The organism is Chloroflexus sp., from assembly GCF_049970315.1.
GTDB lineage: Bacteria > Chloroflexota > Chloroflexia > Chloroflexales > Chloroflexaceae > Chloroflexus.
Genome location: NZ_JBMFNE010000022.1, coordinates 18714 through 38378 on the forward strand (window position 1 = coordinate 18714; position 19665 = coordinate 38378).

Consider the following 19665-nt stretch of genomic DNA (forward strand, 5'->3'; position numbering starts at 1 on the left):
TACCTCATTCACGCAAACGGCGGTACTCCGCGTGCTATCAGATCGCGTAATTCGGCAATTGCCGCCTGCACGGCTGCATCGGTGGCCGGTTCAGTACGGGCAAGGTCTCGAGCAGCATACTCATCACTGTCGGCGACAATGACGTACCGGCGGTCAGCACTGACAATCACATCAATATCGAGGTCTTCAGTCTCGATGGTAGTCTCATCGATCTGCGCCGGACGGGCAAGATTGCAATACCAACCGCGCGTTGGGCCGGCGGGCTGTTGCACGCGAAAGATGTTGTACCACCGATCACGGTAGAACGTCTCGATCATCACGTCGCCGGGTTCAATCCGAAACAGTCCGAGATCGACTACTCCTAACCGCCACGTTGCCTGTACCGTCACACTGTGTGCATCGCGGGCAATAACGATAGCCGGATAGCGGATAATCTGACGTTTGCTTGGTTTGAGCAGCCGCACTTCGATCATCGAATCACACCTGCCCGCCGAAACTGCCCGAAGACAAAATCCTCAATCGGTTCAGCGGTATTGACCGGGACATAGCGCATTCCACGTCCGTTGCAAAATGCTTCAATCTCACGCTGCCAAGCACGCAATGATTCGCGGTAACGTTCGAGAATATCGAGATCGGCGCTAATTTCGACCGCCGGGCCACCCTCGCTATCGAGCAAACGAATATCACCTTCAATTGGCGGATCGATCTCTTGCGGAGCGAGAATATGCATCACCGTAATCTCAAATGGGCGCGAGGTCAGCGTGCGGAGGGCATCACGCCATCCCGGATCGAAGAGATCAGAACAGAGCAAAAGCGGGCCGGCGCTACGCGCCGTCTGCACATAATGACGACAGAACTGGGTCAGATTCGCACTGCTACCGGCTGTGAGCCGCTGTAAGAAATCAAATAATGTTACAGCGCTCCGTTTACCACGGATACCACTAATTGCTGCCGGGCGACCACCAAAAGCGGTCACGGTTACTCGATCGAGATTACTCAATGCGATGTAGCCAAACGCTGCCGCAATTTGACGAGCATAGTGCAGTTTTTCCGGTTCACCCCATGCCATGCTACGACTGGTATCCACCAATAAGTGGACATTAAGCTCCTCTTCAGCGACGAACAGCTTCAGATAAAAACGCTCGGCGCGAGCGTACAGATTCCAGTCGATCTGGCGAATATCGTCACCGGATGTGTACGGGCGAAAATCGGCAAACTCAACCGATGAGCCACGCTTCGGACTCCGCCGCTCACCTTGCAGATCACCGGCCATCGCCCGTCGTGTTTGCAACGCCAGCCGATCAAGCTTACGCAAGAAGGCGGCTGTCAGCAATGGCTCGGCCATCATTCCTCCTTAACCGCCTCAAGCACGCCCTTTACCACCTCATCAGCACTAACACTCTCAGCTTGTGCTTCAAAGTTCAGCACAACCCGATGGCGTAATGCCGGCAGGGCCGCCAGGCGAATATCACCAAACGAAACGTTGTAACGGCCATCAAGCAAGGCCAGAATCTTACCGGCCAAAATCAGGGTCTGCATACCGCGTGGTGAAGCGCCGTAGCGCACATACTGCCTGGTAATAGCCGGAGCATCTTTACTCTCAGGATGGGTGGCCGTAATCAGGCGCGCAGCGTAAGCCAACACGTGACTGGCAATCGGCACGGTACGGGCCAACGCTTGCATTTGCATAATGATAGGACCATCGGCGACGTGCCGTGCTACCGGCTGCCGAGCGCCAGTAGTACGTTGCGCGATCTCGACCAACTCGGCTGCGGATGGGAAGGTGACATTAATCTTGAAAAAGAAGCGGTCGAGTTGGGCTTCCGGCAATGGATATGTTCCCTCCATTTCAAGCGGATTCTGCGTTGCCAAGACAAAAAACGGTTGTGGCAATTGGTGAATAGTCTTGGCAACCGTCACAGTACGCTCTTGCATCGCTTCGAGCAACGCCGATTGCGTTTTGGGCGTTGCACGGTTGATCTCATCGGCCAACACCAAATTGGCGAAGATTGGCCCCGGCTCGAAGCGGAACATCTTGTGCCCATGCTCATCTTCGCTGATCAAGGTCGTACCGACAATATCAGCCGGCATGAGGTCGGGCGTAAACTGGATACGTGAGAATTTACAGTCAATGACATCGGCCAGGGTCCGCACCAATGTCGTTTTTGCCAGACCGGGCACCCCTTCAAGCAGGGCATTACCACCGGCGAGTAACGTAATGATCACCTGTCGGATCAGTTCATGCTGACCAACTATCACCTGCGCAACTTCGGCCTCGATCTGTTGCGCGCGTTGGCGAAACTCTTCCGGTGTAATGGTAATCGCGGCATTAGCAGCGTTGGTCATTCAGGTCTCCTTTAGCTGGTATCCGACGATATACACAATGTAGCATTTACGGTTCAAGACGTGAGAAGTAATCGCGGACGAAATCTTGCAAATAGATCGGGACACTCCCGCGATCCAACGCTTCGGTCGCCGTGCGCCGGTATTGGGGAAAAATCTGTTCGTAAGGCACTACCGAGGGGTTATTTATCCCACTCTGCTGCCCTTGCCCCGGACGAACTTCGCTACTCCCACCGCTTCCCTGTTGACCGGGGATGAAATCGGGATCGCCAATTTGGCCGGAAGGATTGAACGGTTGGTAGACGAGATCGCTATTGCCGCCGTGACCTTGCTGGGAACTGGGACGATTGGGATCGACGTTGCCCGGTACATTACTTTGCTGCTGCCCAAGATTATCGGCGGTTGAACCACCACCTTGACCGGGTTGTCCTTGCTGTCCTTGGCCGGGTTGACCCTGTTGACCCTGACCGGGCTGCCCCTGACCGGGTTGACTTTGTTGCCCTTGGCCTTGCTGTCCTTGTTGTCCTTGCTGCCCCTGTTGCCCTTGGCCTTGTTGGGCTTGCTGGCCTTGCTGACCGGGTTGACCGGCCTGGGCAATCTGTTGGCGAGCAGCTTGGGTGTTATTCAGGGCTTGCTGAACGGCTTGTTGATTAGCGGCAGCGGCTTGTGTATTGCGAACTTGTTGACTCGCTTGTTGCAGGGCTTGAGCGGCTGCTTGGGTGTCACCCCGTTCGAGCGCTTGGGCAGCATCTTGTAATGCCTGTGCCGTTGCCGGATCGGATGCGGCTAATTGCGCAGCCTGCTGGGCGAGTTCTTGGGCCAGTGCTTCCCGTTCAGCCGCATTCATCTGATCAAGACTCGCAGCCAAATTCTCCAATTGCTGACGTAGTTGATCGAGGGTTGGCCGGGGCGAAGCCTGGTTATTTGACAATTGTTCTAACCGGCGGGCTAACTGTTCGAGGGCTGCCTGGCGCGTATCGATCTGCGAGTTCAGTTGCCGGCGTAGCTGCATTTCGGCTTGGGCCAAATCGGCCAGGGCTTCTTGCCGGTCGCCGGGATTACGCTCCAGCTCAGCCTGCAACTGACGTAAAATCTCCGCTAGCCTGGCACGCTGTTCGGGTGTAAGATCATCACGTGCGGCCAATTCCTCTTCTAGTGCTGCCAACTGCTGATTCACCTGCTCAATCATCTCGGCCACCGCCTGGCGTTCGGCCAAAATACGCTTCATCGGGTTGGGTAGCGTGAGCAAGGCCACGAGTACCAGTGCCGGTAACAATGCCCACAACAATGGTTGGCGTGGGATGACGATGGGAATCTGGCGTGGATGTAACCGTGTCGCCAACGCACTGGCATCGGCTTGCTGATACGGCGCCAATGGCGTATCGGTATCGGTCTCGTACAACTCAATCGCCGTCGACAAACGTTCACGCAGATTGAGGATGTGGTCAACCCGCTGAGCAGCTCGACGTGGCGGTAACGGTTTGAAAGCCGTCACACCGATAATAACGAGCAGCCAAACGATAAGGGGTCCCGTGACCCACCAGCTCAGGTGAGGAATCGGAGTCACCCATCCAAGTGCAGCAACAACAGCACTACCGGTTAAGCCGATCCAGAGCGTGCGGCTGGCAAGAACCAATCCATCGCTGAGGCGCAACCTACGGCTCAGTGGGCGCAAGTGCCGACGCAATGTTTGGTAGTTAGAAGGGTCTACAGCCTGCATCATCGCCAGTCCTTCCTGTATTGGCGGCAAGAGTATCGTACCACATTATGGATGACGCCGCTGCCCCTGAGCCGGTTCCCGGCTAATCTTCGCGTCGCCAGACGTGGCGTTCTATCACCTGTCGCACCAGCTCACCGCGCTCCCAAACCTCGACGACGCGCTGACTGACAATCGTCGTTGTGATCTTGAATGGCTCGACAACGGTTGGCACGGTAACCGCAGTGGTTGGAACCGGAGTCAGCGATGCGCCGGTGGTGGTACTTCCCATACGACGACGCAACCATGCCTTACCAACTTCAACAGCAAGCGTTGCGGCTCCAAGTGCTAGTGCCGCGCCGATTTGGCGCACCTGTGCCGGAGAGAGTGCGAGCGGAAATGAACGTGGGGCAAGAGCAGTTGATTCGCGTGGCGCCAATGCATCGCTCTCGGTGAGTGCTGCACCGCAGGCACCACAATATCGGTTTTCGAGCGGGTTACTATGGCGACAAGCCGGACAGATCCGTTCTACCATAACGCTCACCTCGGTGTTCTGTCAGAATGCGGTAGATAACAGCCAACCACCGGTAGAGCGTACCGGTGGCAGAGGAGCTGCGCTTTTGTCCAGATGACTGTATTATACCAATTTTGCGCAGACGATAACGGAATGTACAGGGATATGTCTACGACGAATGCTTGCCGGACGCCGGTTACACGCGACGAGTCTGTGTTTGATGCGGGACGAAGCGTGCAAGGATAATCCCAACCTCGTATAACAAATACATCGGCAACGCCAAGAGTATCAGATTGACCGGATCGCCGGTCGGAGTAATAAACGCTGCAATAATAACCACAATCACCAAAGCATACCGTCGGTAGCTGGCCAACTGTTTGGCCGTCGTCACATTCAGATACGCCAGTACATAAATAATGATCGGTAGTTCAAAAACGATGCCGTTGATCAGCAACAGCATTGATACCGTCTCTAAGAAATCCGACAGCGTCGGCTGAGTTTGAATCAGGGGAGAGTCGGAAAAGCCGATCAAAAACCGGATTGCGACCGGTGTAGTGACGAACCAGCCAAAAGCAATCCCGGCCAAGAAAAAGAAGGTGACAAACGGTAACGCGCGAAAGATCAACCGCTTTTCGCTCGCGGTCAGCCCCGGAATAATGAAAGCCAGCAATTGATAGACGATCACCGGCATTGCCAGAATAACCCCGACAAGCAGTGCCACTTTCATATAACTGGTAAACTGCTCGGTCGTACCAACCGACTGGATGGGGGCAAAACGCTCATTGACCGGGGCAAACGTGAGGATCAGAATATCGATCAGCTTAATCGGACCTTGCGGCCACACCGCGATAAAGCCCACCACCATGCCGATCAATACACCAATACCGGCCTTGATGATGCGGCTACGCAATTCGATCAAGTGTTCGATTAATGTCATCGAAGCCTCGCCGGCTTCGTCGGTACGCGCCGGTTTCGTCGTCATGGCGTCACAGACTCCTCAGAGACAGCAGGAGATGAGGCAGCAGGTTGCCAATTTGCATCGAGCACGCCGCGCGCTTGCAATTGAAAGACAATCGATTGAAACTCAGCAGCCAGCGTATTGAGTCGCCGTACAAGATCGGCGACTTCGTCTGCGGACAGTGGTGGCTGCGTGGTCCCGTTATGGGTAGACGGCGGCGGATTCGGTTGCGACATCTCGGTAAACAAAGCCCGATCTTCATCGGTTAAGGGTTGGGCAATACCGGAGGAAGATGGATCGGTCGACGCTGTGGAAGCAACAGCGGTCGTAGCCGGTACCGGTGCGTGTGCTGGAGGACGGATCGTAGGTTTGGTTGCCGGTTGCGCTTCAAGCACTGCCTTGGTCGTGTCGGTGGCAGTGGTCGCCTCCTGGAGCGTAGTTTGGACTTCCTGACCTACCGACTTCACTTCATCAACAATCGCCTGCACATCGTTACGCACATCGAGCTGCTTGCGTGTGTAGATCAGTTCGTCGCGCAACTGAGCAATCTCTCGCTCAAACTCATTGCGCATTTCGTTGATCATTTGCAATTCAGGTGACTGTTGCTGCCATGCCAGAAATTTAGCCACCTGCTTGCCGGCAAATCGTCCTATTTCCGGTAGCCGCTCAGGGCCGAACAGCACGAGTGCGAGACCGGCGATCAAGATGAATTCAAACAGATGGACGTTGAATATCTCCATACGACTCCGTAGATTACCGGTCATTGGTAGTTCGTTATTATCTTACCACAGCACGCAAACAGTATGGATTGCAGAAGCCTTGCTTCCGCAATCCATACAATGTATCACCTCTACGTTACGCCGTCTTCGTTTGTCCGAACCGGCGCACACCGTGCAGAACCAAAGCCGCTGCCCCTAACCCCAGCGCGGTTCCTACCAACCACAGTTCACTACCGGCGGCAGGAAGGGTTGCTCCACGCACCGCTAACATCACCACGTTGATGTCGCTGCGCGGGGCACTGCCGGTAATGACCGGAATGAGATTAGCCGTCGTGAAGAGAGTACGACCACCCGATTGAATACGACCTTGCAGCGTATAGACCCGTCCGGCATCGATCAGTGCCGGATTGTAGGTCAGGTTGAACCGAAACGGTGGCTGTGCCCCACCGGTGGCGAATGTCTGCTCAACGATCACGCGGCCACCGCTACCGGCGGAGGTTACTTCGGCAATTTGCAAGACCACCAGCGCATCGGCAGGCAGAAGAACCTGTTCGCGGTAGGTGATAATACCAGTTAAACTGGCCGTGCTCTGGGCAGTGGCTAATGCCGGTAGTAGGGTAACAAACAGGCCAACGAACAGTATCAGAATCTGGTACAGTCTGAGCATGAGCTACTCCGTGTTGCACCATCGGCAAAAGAAGATGGTATACTCAAGATTATAAACGATATAAATGCGCAAAATGTGATCGTACAGCGCTCATCTTTGGAGTACGTATGCCGCTCTATCTCGTGACAGTCGCGACGCGCACTGCCGTATCACAGACCCTCTACCTGCTCGACGGACCTGAACTCACACCGGCGGTAGTTTCGCAACTGGTCGAACAACTCCTTCACGATCCTGTCGTCCAGCAAGCTCACTGGCAAATGCTCACAGATGACCAACCCCTGACCGATCCCTTTCTACCCACAACTGATGCGCTCGTGGTAGAAGTTGCCTATCGTCCCGGTGTGACCGACAGCGAAGGGGAAAGTGTGATCGAGGGAGCACGCCGATTAGGTGTGCGTGGCTTGACGCATGCGCGTGCGTTGCGACGTTATCTGTTGCCACCGGAGACCGATCCGGTGCAGGCGGCGGCTGAGTTGGCGATTGAGGTAGTGCATACTACGATTGCGTACCGTACCGGCGAAGCAACGACGGCACGAGTATCATTCTATGCTATGCTGGTCGCCGAACCGGCTCCGACCAAGCCGGTCGTTGCCAATATTCCCCTATGCACTGCCGATGATACCGAATTACTTAACATAAGCCAGCAAGGTGTTCTCGCGCTTGATTTGGCCGAAATGCGCGCCATTCAGCGCTATTTTGCCGGTCAAGGTCGCGATCCGACCGACGGAGAACTCGAAACCATTGCCCAAACGTGGAGCGAGCACTGTTCACACAAGACGTTCAAAGCGCGTGTTCGGTATGAACAACCACCGGAGACATTGCCGGCCAACGCCGAGCTACATCCGATGTTTGCGCGATTGGCAAGCGGTCAGACGGAGATTGACAGCTTGATCCGCACCTTTCTGATGCGGGCAACCGAACAGGTGTTGACCAAGCGTCATGATAAGTGGGTACTTAGCGCGTTTGTAGATAATGCCGGAATTGTTGCATTTGGCCCAACCTATGAGGTTTCGTATAAGGTCGAGACGCACAACCATCCGAGTGCGCTTGAGCCGTTTGGTGGAGCGAATACCGGTGTAGGCGGGGTCATTCGTGATATATTGGGCGTATCGGCCCGCCCGATTGCCAATATTGACGTGCTCTGTTTCGGCATGCCCGATGCACCGCCGCCGCCACCCGGTGTCCTCCATCCACGTCGGGTGGCAAGCGGTGTGGTTGCAGGTGTACGCGACTATGGCAACAAACTCGGTATTCCAACGGTGGGTGGAGCGGTATTGTTCGATCCCGGATATACTGCCAATCCGCTCGTCTATTGCGGGACCGTTGGGTTAGCACCGCGCGGCCTACATCCACGTAATGTACGTCCCGGTGACATTATTGTGGTGATGGGAGGACGAACAGGGCGCGACGGTATTCATGGTGCGACATTTTCGAGTATCGAATTGACGCATACCACTGCGGTTGAGGTAGGCAGTGCGGTGCAGATCGGCGATCCGATCACCGAAAAAAAGATGCTCGATGTTCTATTGCAGGCACGCGATGCCAAGTTGTACTCGGCGATTACCGATTGTGGCGCCGGGGGATTATCTTCGGCGATTGGTGAGATGGGAGCCGAATTGGGTGCTGAAGTTCACCTTGAGCGTGTGCCGTGCAAATATGCCGGCTTACAACCATGGGAGATTTGGCTTTCGGAGGCGCAAGAGCGCATGGTGCTCGCCGTACCACCTGATCGGTTGGTAGCACTATTGACGCTTTGTGTCGCCGAGGATGTTGAGGCAACGCCGATTGGTCGCTTTACCAACGATGGCCGTCTCCGCGTCTATTACCATGATCGCGCCGTGGTTGATCTTGAGATGGCGTTTCTCCACGATGGCCGTCCCCAACGAGTGCTCGAAGCGCGTTGGGAGCCATCGCCGGCATTGACCCGCTCACCACAGCTTGATCACGTACACCCGGAAGCCGCACTGCTGGCATTATTGGCGCACCCATCGATTGCCTCGAAAGAGCGTATTATTCGCACCTACGATCACGAAGTCGGTGGTAGTACGGTGATCAAGCCGCTGGTGGGTGCGACATTAGCTGGCCCCTCTGATGGGGCCGTTCTTCAACCGCTACCCGATCATCCAGCCGGTTTGGCATTAGGGTTTGGTATCTGTCCGCGCTATGGGCAGCACGACCCGTACTGGATGGCACTGGCTGCTATCGATGAGGCGCTGCGGAATGTTGTGGCAGTTGGTGGTGATCCAGACCAAACCGTGATTCTTGACAATTTCTGCTGGGGTGATCCCAAACAGCCGGATCGCATGGCCGGGTTAGTACGAGCGGCGGCGGCATGTTACGATGGCGCAGTCGCGTTTGGTACACCCTTCATCAGTGGTAAGGACTCGCTCAATAACGAGTATCGTGATGCCGATGGCCGACGGATAGCGATCCCGCCCACGTTACTGATTTCGGCAATGGCTTACGTCCATGATGTCAGGCAATGTGTGACGATGGATCTTAAACAGGCCGGCAATGTCATCTACTTACTGGGGACAACGCGAGTTGAATTTGCCGGTAGTCATCTGGCCGCAGTAGGGATGATCGAAGATGGTGGTGCGCTACCACAGGTCGATCTGGCAACCGCACCTGCGACGTTTCGTGCCTTACACCGCGCTATCCGTGCTGGCTTGGTACGCGCCTGTCATGACTTGAGCGAGGGTGGACTAGCGGTGGCAGCGGCTGAGATGGCGATTGCCGGTGAGCTTGGGTTACAGCTCAACCTCGATGCAGTCGATCTCGATCCAATCGCAGCCTTGTTCAGTGAGACACCAAGCCGATTCTTGCTGGAAGTCGATCCGGCGCAAACCGCAGCGCTGGAAGCAGCATTAGATGGCTTGCCACTGGTTCGCTTGGGGGTAGTCACGGCAATACCGGTCGTACAGATCACACAGTGCAATCGGCAATTGATCGATCTACCGGTGACCAGGTTGCGCGAGGTGTGGCAACATAGCCTCGATACAATTAGTGTAAAGGACGAAGAACGATGAACGGGAAGACTCCGCTTGATCGGGCAGCATTTAGCGCTGAGATCGAGCGTCGTTTGCGGGAAGAAGCGACGGTGACAATCCTCAGCCGTGACGGCGAGGTGCTACAGATAGTAGCCGGTAATCAACCGATACGTATTGATCTGACCAGATTTTACAATGCGTATGCACAAGCACCGGAGCATCTTGATCTGGTGTATGCCACGCTGATGCGGGTCATTCACCAACAGACACCGCCACGAGAGGCTAACACGTTTGCCGATGTAGCCGATCGGGTGATGCCGATGCTCAAACCTATCGTGTTACTCAATACGGTGTTCGAGAAAAAATTGCCGATGTTGGCCTACCGACCGTTTTTAGCCGATCTAATCATTACCTACGTCATTGATGAGCCGCACAGCGTGGCCTATATCAACGAGCGCCATCTTGAGCGGTGGGGTATCGGTGAACACCAGTTGCACGAACGAGCTTTGGCAAATTTGGCTGCACGCACCAAAGATCGTGCAACGTTTCTGATGACCGGAGAAGGTACCCAACGGCTTATCGTCGCCAATACGCAAGACGGATATGATGCGACCCGTTTGCTTTTGCCCGATCTGTTGGCAAGTTGGCAGCCTCAATTTCCGGGAAAGATGGTAATAGGCATCCCTAACCGTGATTTTCTGATTGCCTTTAGCGATGCCGATGAAGAGATTCTGACCAGTATTGCTCATCAGATTCAGCTCGATGCAGTACAGCGTGAGTATGGTCTGACCGATCAACTCTTTACGATTGAGAATGGTGAAGTGCGAGAATATCGGTGGGAGTAGTGTGTTGGTATTGGTGGGAAAGGAGCAAGAACCCTGCTTGCCGTGGTGATAACATTTCTTCTGTATGGCGTGGCAATTTGGTTGTGGTGGCAGCAGCGTAATCCGCTCTACGTGCTTGCACTAGCCGCCGGTCAACTTAGTACTCTCCTCGAACCGTTTTGGCGATTGCTCTATAGTCTGCAAACGCTGCCTACGCTGAGTACGATTGTGTCGGTGCTAAGCAGTCCGTTTGATGTGATGTCGTCACTACGCGCAGCATGGCCCGATACCTTACCGGCGATGATCATCCTCCAACTCTACCTGTATCGCTGGTGGAACCCTGGTGCGTGGAGCGGATTGTTTATCTACGCCATGTTTGTCAGTTTTCAATTATTGTTGAGCCTGCTCGGTTTACGTACCGGGGCACCGCCGGTCTTGCTCGGTCCATTGCCGTTTGCATTCAGTGCCGATCTGTTAGCCGCACTGATGAGCGCAGCGATCAGCTATGGGCTGTGCTACGTTTTCTTGAGTGTCTATCATTACTCGTGGCCAAGTATGGCGGTGACTATTTTGCCGATGCCATTGCTGTTTGGTGGATTGATTTACGGTGTGGTCGGGGCGCCATTGCTGATCGGGCGATTGCTGCCCGACGGTGAATGGCCGGTGTTCATCGGGTTGTTCCTCACACTGGGCCTGTTAGGTTGGTGTATTGCCATCATTACATCAGGGATCAGTCGTTCCACACCTCTTGTGGGCGCTATTCGATAGGCACTATGTCGACCGGTCGCCTGACACCTGAGTTGTTACTGGCTGCCTATCGCCAGGGCATTTTTCCGATGGCCGATGAGCGTGGTGAGATCGGGTGGTACGAACCAATCCGGCGCGCAATTATCCCGCTTGATGAACGGTTTCACGTACCACGCCGGTTAGCCCGCACCGTGCGATCAGGCTTCTTTACCGTGACCTACGATGCAGCGTTTGAACAGGTTATCACTGCTTGTGCCGAACCGGCACCGAGCCGTGAGTCAACCTGGATTTCGCCGGAGATTATTCGAGCTTACAGTGAACTGCATCGGTTAGGTCATGCGCATAGTGTCGAATGTTGGCGTGATGGTCAGTTGGCCGGTGGATTGTACGGCGTGGCGGTGGGTGGCCTGTTTGCCGGCGAAAGTATGTTTCACCGCGTGCGTGATGCTAGTAAGGTTGCATTAGTGCATCTTGTTGAGCGGCTCCGGCGCGGTGGATTTGTGTTGCTGGATTCGCAATTTATCGTCGGGCCGCACTTGTTGCAGTTTGGGACAATTGAGATCTCACGGGCTGAGTATCACCGCTTGCTCCGAGCAGCGCTCCAAGTACGGGCAGTCTGGTAAGGAAGCGCACCCGTTTGTTCTCACGCACCCTCATAGTATGCTATAATCCGCAACGCGAAAGGGGGTTGCGTGAACGACGATTTTGAACAACTCGACGACTACGCTATTCTTGGTGTCCGGCCTGGAGCGTCGCCTAACGAGATCAAACAGGCGTACCTTAAGCAGATTAGCCACTACCATCCAGATCGTTTTGCTGGCGCACCTCCGGCGGAACAAGAGTACGCCGCTCGTCGCGCACGGCGCATTAATCAAGCGTACCAAAACTTGCGAAAGCGACGTCCGTCGGCTGTACCTTCTGTCTCGGTTCAACGTGACTATCAAGCCGAGTTGTACGATCAAGCACAAAAGCATCTCGCTGCCGGGAGACGCTTGCAGGCCCTGGCAACACTCCGTGAGCTACAGCAGATCAATCCGTGGTACCGTGATTGCGCTACCCTCATCGCCGAACTTGAAGCAGAGTATCAACCGGTAGCAACCGCCGGTAGGCGCCCTGTTTCGCGTCGCACGATCTTGGCCGTAGCGGCCGGCAGCCTGACCTTTGCGTTTCTCGGATGGTACGGCTGGCGACAATTCCAAGGGACGCAGACGGCATCAGGGTCGGTAGGTGCTACCATGCCAACGCCCACGACAGCCGCACCGGCGCCAACCACCGCACCTTCACCGGCTTTAACCCTCTCGCCAACGGCAACCCGCACGCCGGTACCAACCGCGACACCGATGCCGACTCCCACAGCGACGGTGAAACCTTCTCCTTCACCATTACCAAACCCAACGATTACCGGTGGACCAATCGTGTATCAGGCTGATTTTGGCCTGAACAGCGACTGGCCGACGGCTAACGGCAACGGTTGGAGTGTCGGTGCGCGCGACGGGAGCTACATCATTCAAACGAATGTTGGTCTTGGAGATATTTGGGCGTTTCGCACTGCGTCGATTGGACCTGATATGATCGTCGAAGTGACGGTGGATGTGCGCGGTGATTGGGCCGGTCTCGTTTTGCGGTTCAACGATCCACAGCGTTACATCCGTTTTCTGATCAACCCGGCTAATGATACATTCCGCTGCGATGAACGTAACGGTGATCAACGGACGTTGTTCGCTGAAGGTAGTGTGAGCCTTGACGAACGCACTCGCCTTGTAGCCCGTCTTGAGGGAGAGACCATCGAGCTGTGGATCAATGACCAACAAATAAGCGCCATTACCAGTGCTACACTGGCTCCAGATACGCGCTACGGATTCGTGGCGCTGGCCGAGCGTACTCCCACCACCGCGATCTTTCGCGATTTAGTCATCCGTGCGCTCCGTTAGCTCTGCAACTTGTTATCCGACAAACGGTGTTAGCGGCGTGGAGGTAACCACATCGCCAGCGTTCCATCGCTGTGGCGTTTGGCGATGCCACGCCCGACATCCAACACGTAGACCCCATCGCGAGCGCTGTATACTAAGGCCCGGCCATCATGTGACCAGAGATCGAATGACAACGCATAGGCATCGAAATAGTTGATCTGGGCTAAGAACGCATCGCTTGGCGCGAAAGTTGTGAGTGAGCGCGGTGTACCACCGGTACGGTTTACAACCTGCCAACGCACTTGGACAAAACCATCGGTGGTGCGTCCGGCGGGGGTGAGGTATGCGATCTGTTCACCGGTTGGCGACCAGAAAAATGCGATGACGTTGTCATTCGCTGCCGAAAGTGTCTGCACCTTGCCGTCAAGCCCAACCAGTTTTAGCGGTCCAAAACCATTGGGACCAACCGTTGTGTAGGCAATTTCGTCGCTTTGCGGAGAGCGGCTAAAGATAATTGCTGCCATTGGTTCGCGAGCCAAAGCTTGGGCTTGGGTTTCACCGACCTTCACACGAGAGAGGACACTTTCCACCTTCTCGACCATCGGTGGTCCTTCTACCGGTGGCTGAGCCACATAGAAAAAACTCTCCCCATCAATACTCCATGCTGGGACCTGAAAAAAGCCGGGGTCGTTGAGTTCGTAGAGCGGTTGTTGCCGACCGGGTTGCACTGTTATGACGCGGCCGTCTTCAAACAGTGAGCCGTCGATATGGACGAGGAGTGATGAGCTGTCGGGTTGCCAAGCCAGATATAATGAACCTGTTGAGCTACTAACTAGCTCTGCGGGTCGTGAACCATCGGCCGGGACAATGTGTAACCCCAAGCCACGGGCGCGGTTCGATAGGAACGAGAGTGAGCGGCTGTCGGGTGACCAGACGATGTAGAGTGGCGGGTTGATCGTTGAGCGGTACAGTTCGAGACGGTTGCCGGTCGTTAAATCGATCACACGCAGCACGCTGGCATTCCCTTCCTGACCAATATATGCGATCCGGGTGCCATCGGGGGCTAATGCCGGGAAGCGAAACAACTCTGGACTGATGTCTTCGGCAAGTACTTGGACGGTGCCTTGACGATCGATGAGCGCTAATCTGCGATCTGGGCCTACGACCAGTAGTTTTTGGTCGAGTGGCCGATTGGTGAATAGGAGGAAGGTGATGATCCCGGCACTGAGGGTGCCGATCAGGATAATGATGCTAAGTAGGCCGATGAGCGTCAGAAGGATCCGCCGCGCAGCCATGGGGTTGCTCCTTTCCGGGAACAGGATGGTGTATAAGTAGTATAACAAGATTTTTTAACGCTAAGGCGCAGAGGACGCTAAGGCGCGGAGGGGTTAACGCTAAGGCGCAGAGGGGTTAACGCTAAGGCGCGGAGGACGCTAAGGCGCAGAGGGGTTAACGCTAAGGCGCGGAGGGGTTAACGCTAAGGCGCAGAGGACGCTAAGGCGCGGAGGGGTTAACGCAAAGGCGCGGAGGACGCTAAGGCACAGAGGGGTTAACGCAAAGGCGCGGAGGACGCTAAGGCGCGGAGGGGTTAACGCTAAGGCGCAGAGGACGCTAAGGCGCGGAGGCGAAGAAGCAGCAACTCCTCTTTTTCCTGTTGCGAAACGTGTTACTATGTACATAGCAGGTCGCTTTTCGACCGAATACACTGGTTACCATAGGGGTCTTGCAAAAATAATGTTGTAGCTCGCCTTTTCGACAGAAGGCCCGCGTTGGAACATATGGCAAATCCACTTCTTGGGGTGCGGGTAACGACCGCAACTCTTCGCGAAGTGCCTCGTATGGAGGCAGCAGCCGAGATTGCCCGACGCCGTGCGCGCGAATTAGAACGTCCTGTTTTGGTCAGCGTGACAACACAAGTTGGTTTGCGTGATCCGCTAGCGTTATTCGCTCGTGGCGCCGGTGTGACCCATAACCGCTTTTTTTGGAGTGTGCCGGCAGCCGATTTCGAGATTACCGGTCTGGGGGCAGCATGGAGCTTTACGCCCCCTCTCTCAACCGATCGCTTTGCCGCCAGTGCTGAGGCATGGCGGCAATTGATGGCTGAAGCAGTGATTGATGCCGACCGTGATATACCAGTGCAGGGACCGCTGGCGGTAGCCGGGTTTCGTTTTGATCCCGATCAGCCTCCGAGCGAGCTGTGGCGTGATTATCCCCATGCGCTACTCGTGGTGCCACGCTTGTTGATCGTGCGTCACGGTGATGTCACTACCTTAACGGTGAACGGTATGGTCGATGCGCAGAGTTCGACCCTGGCACTGGGAGCGGCAGCAGCCCGTCGCTTGCAAGCGCTGATCGGGTTGTCGTGGCGGCCTGGCCGACCACCGCTGGATGTGCAAGTTGATGTATCGCTCGATCCTGACGTGTGGAAGGCGATTGTTGCCGATGCTATTACCGATTTGCGTGCCGGCACGCTCGAGAAGGTGGTGTTGGCCCGTGCCGTGCGGTTACGTGGACCAGAGCCGTTCGATACGGCGGCTACCCTCGATACGCTGCGTCGTGATTATCCGCATACCTTTATCTTTGCGGTAGCACGCGGTGGACGCACATTTCTGGGGGCTTCTCCCGAACGCTTGGTGTCTCTGCGTAATGGCGATGTGGCCGCTTCGGCGTTAGCCGGTTCGGCGCCACGTGGAAAAACGCCTGAAGAAGATGCTGCGTTGGCTTCGGCACTATTGCAAAGCGAAAAGGATCGTGCCGAACACGCTTTTGTCGTGCAGATGATACGGGCAGCGCTGACCGATTACTGCGACACGGTTCAAGCACCTGAGTTGCCTACGATTATGCAGGTGCGGAATGTCCAACATCTGTTTACGCCGATCACGGCCCGCATCCGTCCCGGTTACGATATCTTTGATCTGGTACGGCGGCTGCATCCTACGCCGGCAGTTGGTGGAAAGCCGGGTCGGGCGGCATTGGCTTGGATTCGCGCCCGTGAACAGCTCGACCGCGGTTGGTATGCCGCACCGGTTGGGTGGGTGGATGCGCGTGGTGATGGCGAGTTCGCTGTAGCATTGCGTTCGGCATTGATCGGTCGCCGTGAAGCGACGTTGTTTGCCGGTTGTGGTATTGTGGCCGCTTCTGATCCTGAACGCGAATTGGCCGAGACTCGGATAAAGTTGCGCGCAATGCTGGGCGCACTCGGTGTTAGTGATGAGATGGTAGGGTAAACGATGCGGTGTCGCGGAGCTGCATGCGGTGGCGAAGTGTGTGATCGTGTGCGATCCGCAACCCGTGTTCGCGGCGTGCGCATGGATGCGACATTGCTGTTATGAGGTTTCATATGGATTCTCCCGCGCACGTGACAACCCTGACTCGGTGGGTGGCAACAATTGCCCAAGGTTTGGCGGCAGGTGGAGTGCGGGATGTTGTGGTGTGTCCTGGTTCGCGGAGCACACCACTGGCGTTGGCCGTAGCACGCTCACCTCATTTGCGGGTTTGGATGCACATCGATGAGCGATCGGCAGGCTTTTTCGCGCTTGGGCTGGCTCGTGCGCGCAGTGCGCCGGTTGCCGTGCTCTGTACTTCGGGGACGGCGGTGGCCAATCTGTTGCCGGCAGTGGTTGAAGCCAATTTAGCTCGGGTACCGTTGTTGTTGCTAACCGCCGACCGTCCGCACGAATTACGTGATAACGGCGCCCCACAGACGATTGATCAGGTCGGGATTTTTAGTCGTAATCCACGCTGGTCGGTTGATTTGCCCACGCCTCAGGACGAGGCCTTGCCATATCTCCGCGCAACGATGGGGCGGGCAATCGGCGTAGCCCGTAGCACACCGGCCGGTCCAGTACACCTGAATCTACCCTTTCGCGAGCCGTTAGTACCCGACCGGGCGTTGCTGGCGAGACTACTGGCCGAACCGGTGGCACCGGTATCGGTGATGCCGTCGCGCCGGATGGTGGGTGGTACCGAGATAGCAACCTTAGCAACGAGCCTTGCTGAGTATCGACGGGGTCTGATCATTGCCGGACCCGATTGCCCACCCGATCTTGGTCCTTTGCTAGTACGGTTAGCCCACCGTCTGCGCTTCCCGATCCTTGCCGACCCGTTGTCGGGTGTACGGTATGGATCACACACCGATGAGCTGGTACTTGGTGCGTATGACGCTTTTTTGCGTGATGAGCACTTTGCCGCTACGTATGTTCCCGAAGTGGTGCTGCGTTTTGGTGCGATGCCAACCAGTAAGCCGGTTCTGCTGTACCTGCAACGGCATCCGCAGGTCCGCCAGATTGTGATCGACGGTGGCGCAGGCTGGCGTGAACCGACCAGCCTGGCGAATGAGCACGTGCCGGTTGACGAACATTGGTTTTGTCTGGCGCTGGCCGATGCACTGGCCTCGTCTCAACGCGAGGGGCCGACGCTGTGGTTGCGCGCGTGGTTGACGGCAGAACAAGCGGCGCGGTCGGTCATCCAGGATCATGTGTTGTCGCAGACGGCGATTAGCGAGCCGGGATTGTTTGCGCGATTAGCGATGTGGCTACCTGCCGGAACAACGTTGTTTGTCGGTAACTCGATGCCGGTGCGTGATTGCGATAGCTTTCTCGGCCCACGCACTGCACCGCTGACCGTACTCGGGAACCGTGGAGCGAATGGAATTGATGGCTTGGTTTCAACCGGCTTAGGCTTAGCCGCCGGTGGTGCAGCGCCATTGGTAATGGCTCTCGGCGATCTGTCGCTGTTGCACGATACCAATGGCTTGCTTGCCGCTCGTTTACATCAAATACATGCGACAATCCTCTTAATTAATAATGATGGTGGTGGTATTTTTTCGTTCCTACCACAAGCGAGTGAGACCGATCAGTTTGAGCTTCTGTTTGGCACACCGCACGGGATCGATTTTGCGCCGTTAGCGGCTTTGCATAATGCGCAGTACACGTTGGCGACAGATTGGTCGGTTGTACATACTGCCCTCACTGCCAGTTTTGCCGGCGGTTTGCACCTGATTGAAATCCGCACCCGCCGTGACCAAAATGTGATCGATCATCGCCGGATCTGGCCGTTGGTAAGCGCTGCGCTCAGCCGGGCCGGTGTGGTGGAAAGGATCGGTGCATGACGAATACCATGCTCACAAATGCCGAGATTATTGCCCAAGAAGCGCAGTACACCAGTGGTCTTTACCCTAAGCGACCATTGGCGATCGTGCGTGGCGAGGGTGCTCGTTTGTACGATGCCGAAGGACGAATGTACATTGACTGTGTGGGAGGTCAGGGGGCAGCTAATCTTGGTCACTGCCACCCGGCCATCGTCGCCGCTCTTCGCGAACAGTCTGAACGGCTGATAAGCTGTCCAGAAATCTTTCCTAATGATGTGCGGGCGGCGTATCTTCGTGAATTAACGGCTGCGCTCCCCTTTCCTGCGCGTATATTTCTGTGCAATAGTGGTACCGAAGCGGTCGAAGCAGCTTTGAAATTCGCTCGTTTGCTGACCGGACGCCCCGGTATCATTGCTACAATGCGCGGCTTTCATGGACGCACGATGGGTGCGCTGAGCGCGACTTGGGAGAGTAAGTATCGGGAGCCGTTTTTACCACTGGTACCGGAGTTTAGTCACGTGCCGTATGGTAATCTCGAAGCTCTGCGAGAAGCAATCAGTCCGCAAACGGCAGCCGTCTTGATCGAGCCGGTCCAAGGAGAGGGAGGGGTACGTCCTGCTCCGCCCGGCTATCTAGCCGGAGTAGCCGAGATTTGTGCGGCAAACGGTTCGTTGGTATTGGTTGATGAAGTACAAACCGGCTTTGGCCGAACCGGCAAGCTGTTTGCAATCGAACACGATGGGATCGTGCCTGATATGTTGATTTTGGCGAAGAGTATCGCCGCGGGGATACCGATGGGCGCCGTCGCTATCCACGAACGCTTCGGTCCGTTACCGCCCGGTAGCCACGGTTCGACCTTTGGTGGTAATCCATTGGCGTGTGCAGCGGCTCGTGCAGCCTTGCGCGTCTACCGTGAGGAGTGCATCCCTGAACAGGCAGCGGTAAAGGGTGCGTGGCTCATGCAGGCGTTGCGTGAGCTAAAGCTGCCTACTGTGCGTGAAATACGCGGGTTGGGCTTGTTGGTCGGTCTTGAACTCAAAAACCGTTCACAACCGGCGATTGCAGCGCTGATCGAGCATGGAGTTTTAGCACTTCCTGCCGGTCCGAATGTGCTACGCCTGCTGCCGCCGTTAGTCATTCAAATGGAAGAGCTTGAGCAGGTGGTACGCGCGATTGATGCCGTATTGGGTGCCTAGCTCGGGTATGGA

The 19665-nt window shown here is 55.8% G+C and carries 17 protein-coding genes; 8 read left to right on the top strand and 9 right to left on the bottom strand.

Annotation, left to right across the window (positions count from 1 at the left end; translation table 11 throughout):
- Positions 1-8: 8 nt before the first annotated feature.
- The 8 genes from ACP5OT_RS13870 to ACP5OT_RS13905 form a co-directional block, all read right to left on the bottom strand.
- Positions 9-473: a DUF402 domain-containing protein gene (locus tag ACP5OT_RS13870; protein WP_424676427.1), complete on the bottom strand. Its 465-nt coding sequence runs from the start codon at positions 471-473 to the stop codon at positions 9-11.
- Entirely contained in the window at positions 470-1345 is an 876-nt protein-coding gene (locus ACP5OT_RS13875) for a DUF58 domain-containing protein (protein ID WP_424676426.1), read from the bottom strand. The genes ACP5OT_RS13870 and ACP5OT_RS13875 overlap by 4 nt, the downstream gene beginning before the upstream one ends.
- Entirely contained in the window at positions 1345-2346 is a 1002-nt protein-coding gene (locus ACP5OT_RS13880; RefSeq protein ID WP_424676425.1) for an AAA family ATPase, read from the bottom strand. The genes ACP5OT_RS13875 and ACP5OT_RS13880 overlap by 1 nt, the downstream gene beginning before the upstream one ends.
- Positions 2347-2392: 46 nt before the next feature.
- Positions 2393-4066, bottom strand: coding sequence for a hypothetical protein (locus ACP5OT_RS13885; protein ID WP_428132458.1), 1674 nt, complete (start codon positions 4064-4066; stop codon positions 2393-2395).
- 79 nt (positions 4067-4145) lie between these two features.
- Positions 4146-4574, bottom strand: a complete 429-nt coding sequence (locus tag ACP5OT_RS13890; protein WP_428132461.1) for a zinc ribbon domain-containing protein — start codon at positions 4572-4574, stop codon at positions 4146-4148.
- Between the two features lie 175 nt (positions 4575-4749).
- Positions 4750-5535 (bottom strand): twin-arginine translocase subunit TatC, encoded by a 786-nt coding sequence (tatC, locus tag ACP5OT_RS13895; protein ID WP_424676422.1) that lies wholly within the window; start codon positions 5533-5535, stop codon positions 4750-4752.
- Complete coding sequence (locus ACP5OT_RS13900) at positions 5532-6251, bottom strand: Sec-independent protein translocase subunit TatA/TatB (protein WP_428132463.1); 720 nt, start codon at positions 6249-6251, stop codon at positions 5532-5534. The genes tatC and ACP5OT_RS13900 overlap by 4 nt, the downstream gene beginning before the upstream one ends.
- Positions 6252-6366: 115 nt before the next feature.
- Positions 6367-6897, bottom strand: a complete 531-nt coding sequence (locus ACP5OT_RS13905; RefSeq protein WP_424676420.1) for a YbaY family lipoprotein — start codon at positions 6895-6897, stop codon at positions 6367-6369.
- Between the two features lie 107 nt (positions 6898-7004).
- On the opposite strand from ACP5OT_RS13905, the gene purL reads away from it, so the two are divergent.
- The 5 genes from purL (at position 7005) to ACP5OT_RS13930 (ending at position 13389) form a co-directional block, all read left to right on the top strand.
- Entirely contained in the window at positions 7005-9926 is a 2922-nt protein-coding gene (gene purL, locus ACP5OT_RS13910; protein ID WP_428132465.1) for a phosphoribosylformylglycinamidine synthase subunit PurL, read from the top strand.
- Positions 9923-10732 carry a DUF1444 family protein gene (locus ACP5OT_RS13915; protein WP_424676418.1) on the top strand — a complete coding sequence of 270 codons (810 nt, stop codon included), beginning with the start codon at positions 9923-9925 and terminating at the stop codon, positions 10730-10732. Before purL ends, ACP5OT_RS13915 begins: the two co-directional genes overlap by 4 nt.
- A gap of 45 nt (positions 10733-10777) precedes the next feature.
- Positions 10778-11479: a hypothetical protein gene (locus ACP5OT_RS13920; protein WP_424676417.1), complete on the top strand. Its 702-nt coding sequence runs from the start codon at positions 10778-10780 to the stop codon at positions 11477-11479.
- Positions 11480-11484: 5 nt separating this feature from the next.
- Positions 11485-12081, top strand: coding sequence for a leucyl/phenylalanyl-tRNA--protein transferase (gene aat, locus ACP5OT_RS13925; RefSeq protein WP_424676416.1), 597 nt, complete (start codon positions 11485-11487; stop codon positions 12079-12081).
- Between the two features lie 69 nt (positions 12082-12150).
- A complete protein-coding gene (locus tag ACP5OT_RS13930) occupies positions 12151-13389 on the top strand; it encodes a J domain-containing protein (RefSeq protein ID WP_424676415.1) in 1239 nt (412 codons plus the stop codon).
- 29 nt (positions 13390-13418) lie between these two features.
- Here ACP5OT_RS13930 and ACP5OT_RS13935 read toward each other — a convergent pair whose 3' ends face one another.
- A complete protein-coding gene (locus ACP5OT_RS13935; RefSeq protein WP_424676414.1) occupies positions 13419-14663 on the bottom strand; it encodes a TolB family protein in 1245 nt (414 codons plus the stop codon).
- 483 nt (positions 14664-15146) lie between these two features.
- On the opposite strand from ACP5OT_RS13935, the gene ACP5OT_RS13940 reads away from it, so the two are divergent.
- The 3 genes from ACP5OT_RS13940 to ACP5OT_RS13950 all read left to right on the top strand — a co-directional run bounded on the left by ACP5OT_RS13940 (position 15147) and on the right by ACP5OT_RS13950 (position 19653).
- Entirely contained in the window at positions 15147-16595 is a 1449-nt protein-coding gene (locus tag ACP5OT_RS13940) for an isochorismate synthase (protein WP_424676563.1), read from the top strand.
- Between the two features lie 113 nt (positions 16596-16708).
- Positions 16709-18478, top strand: a complete 1770-nt coding sequence (gene menD, locus ACP5OT_RS13945) for a 2-succinyl-5-enolpyruvyl-6-hydroxy-3-cyclohexene-1-carboxylic-acid synthase (RefSeq protein WP_424676562.1) — start codon at positions 16709-16711, stop codon at positions 18476-18478.
- Positions 18475-19653 carry an aspartate aminotransferase family protein gene (locus tag ACP5OT_RS13950; RefSeq protein ID WP_424676561.1) on the top strand — a complete coding sequence of 393 codons (1179 nt, stop codon included), beginning with the start codon at positions 18475-18477 and terminating at the stop codon, positions 19651-19653. The genes menD and ACP5OT_RS13950 overlap by 4 nt, the downstream gene beginning before the upstream one ends.
- Positions 19654-19665: the final 12 nt, after the last annotated feature.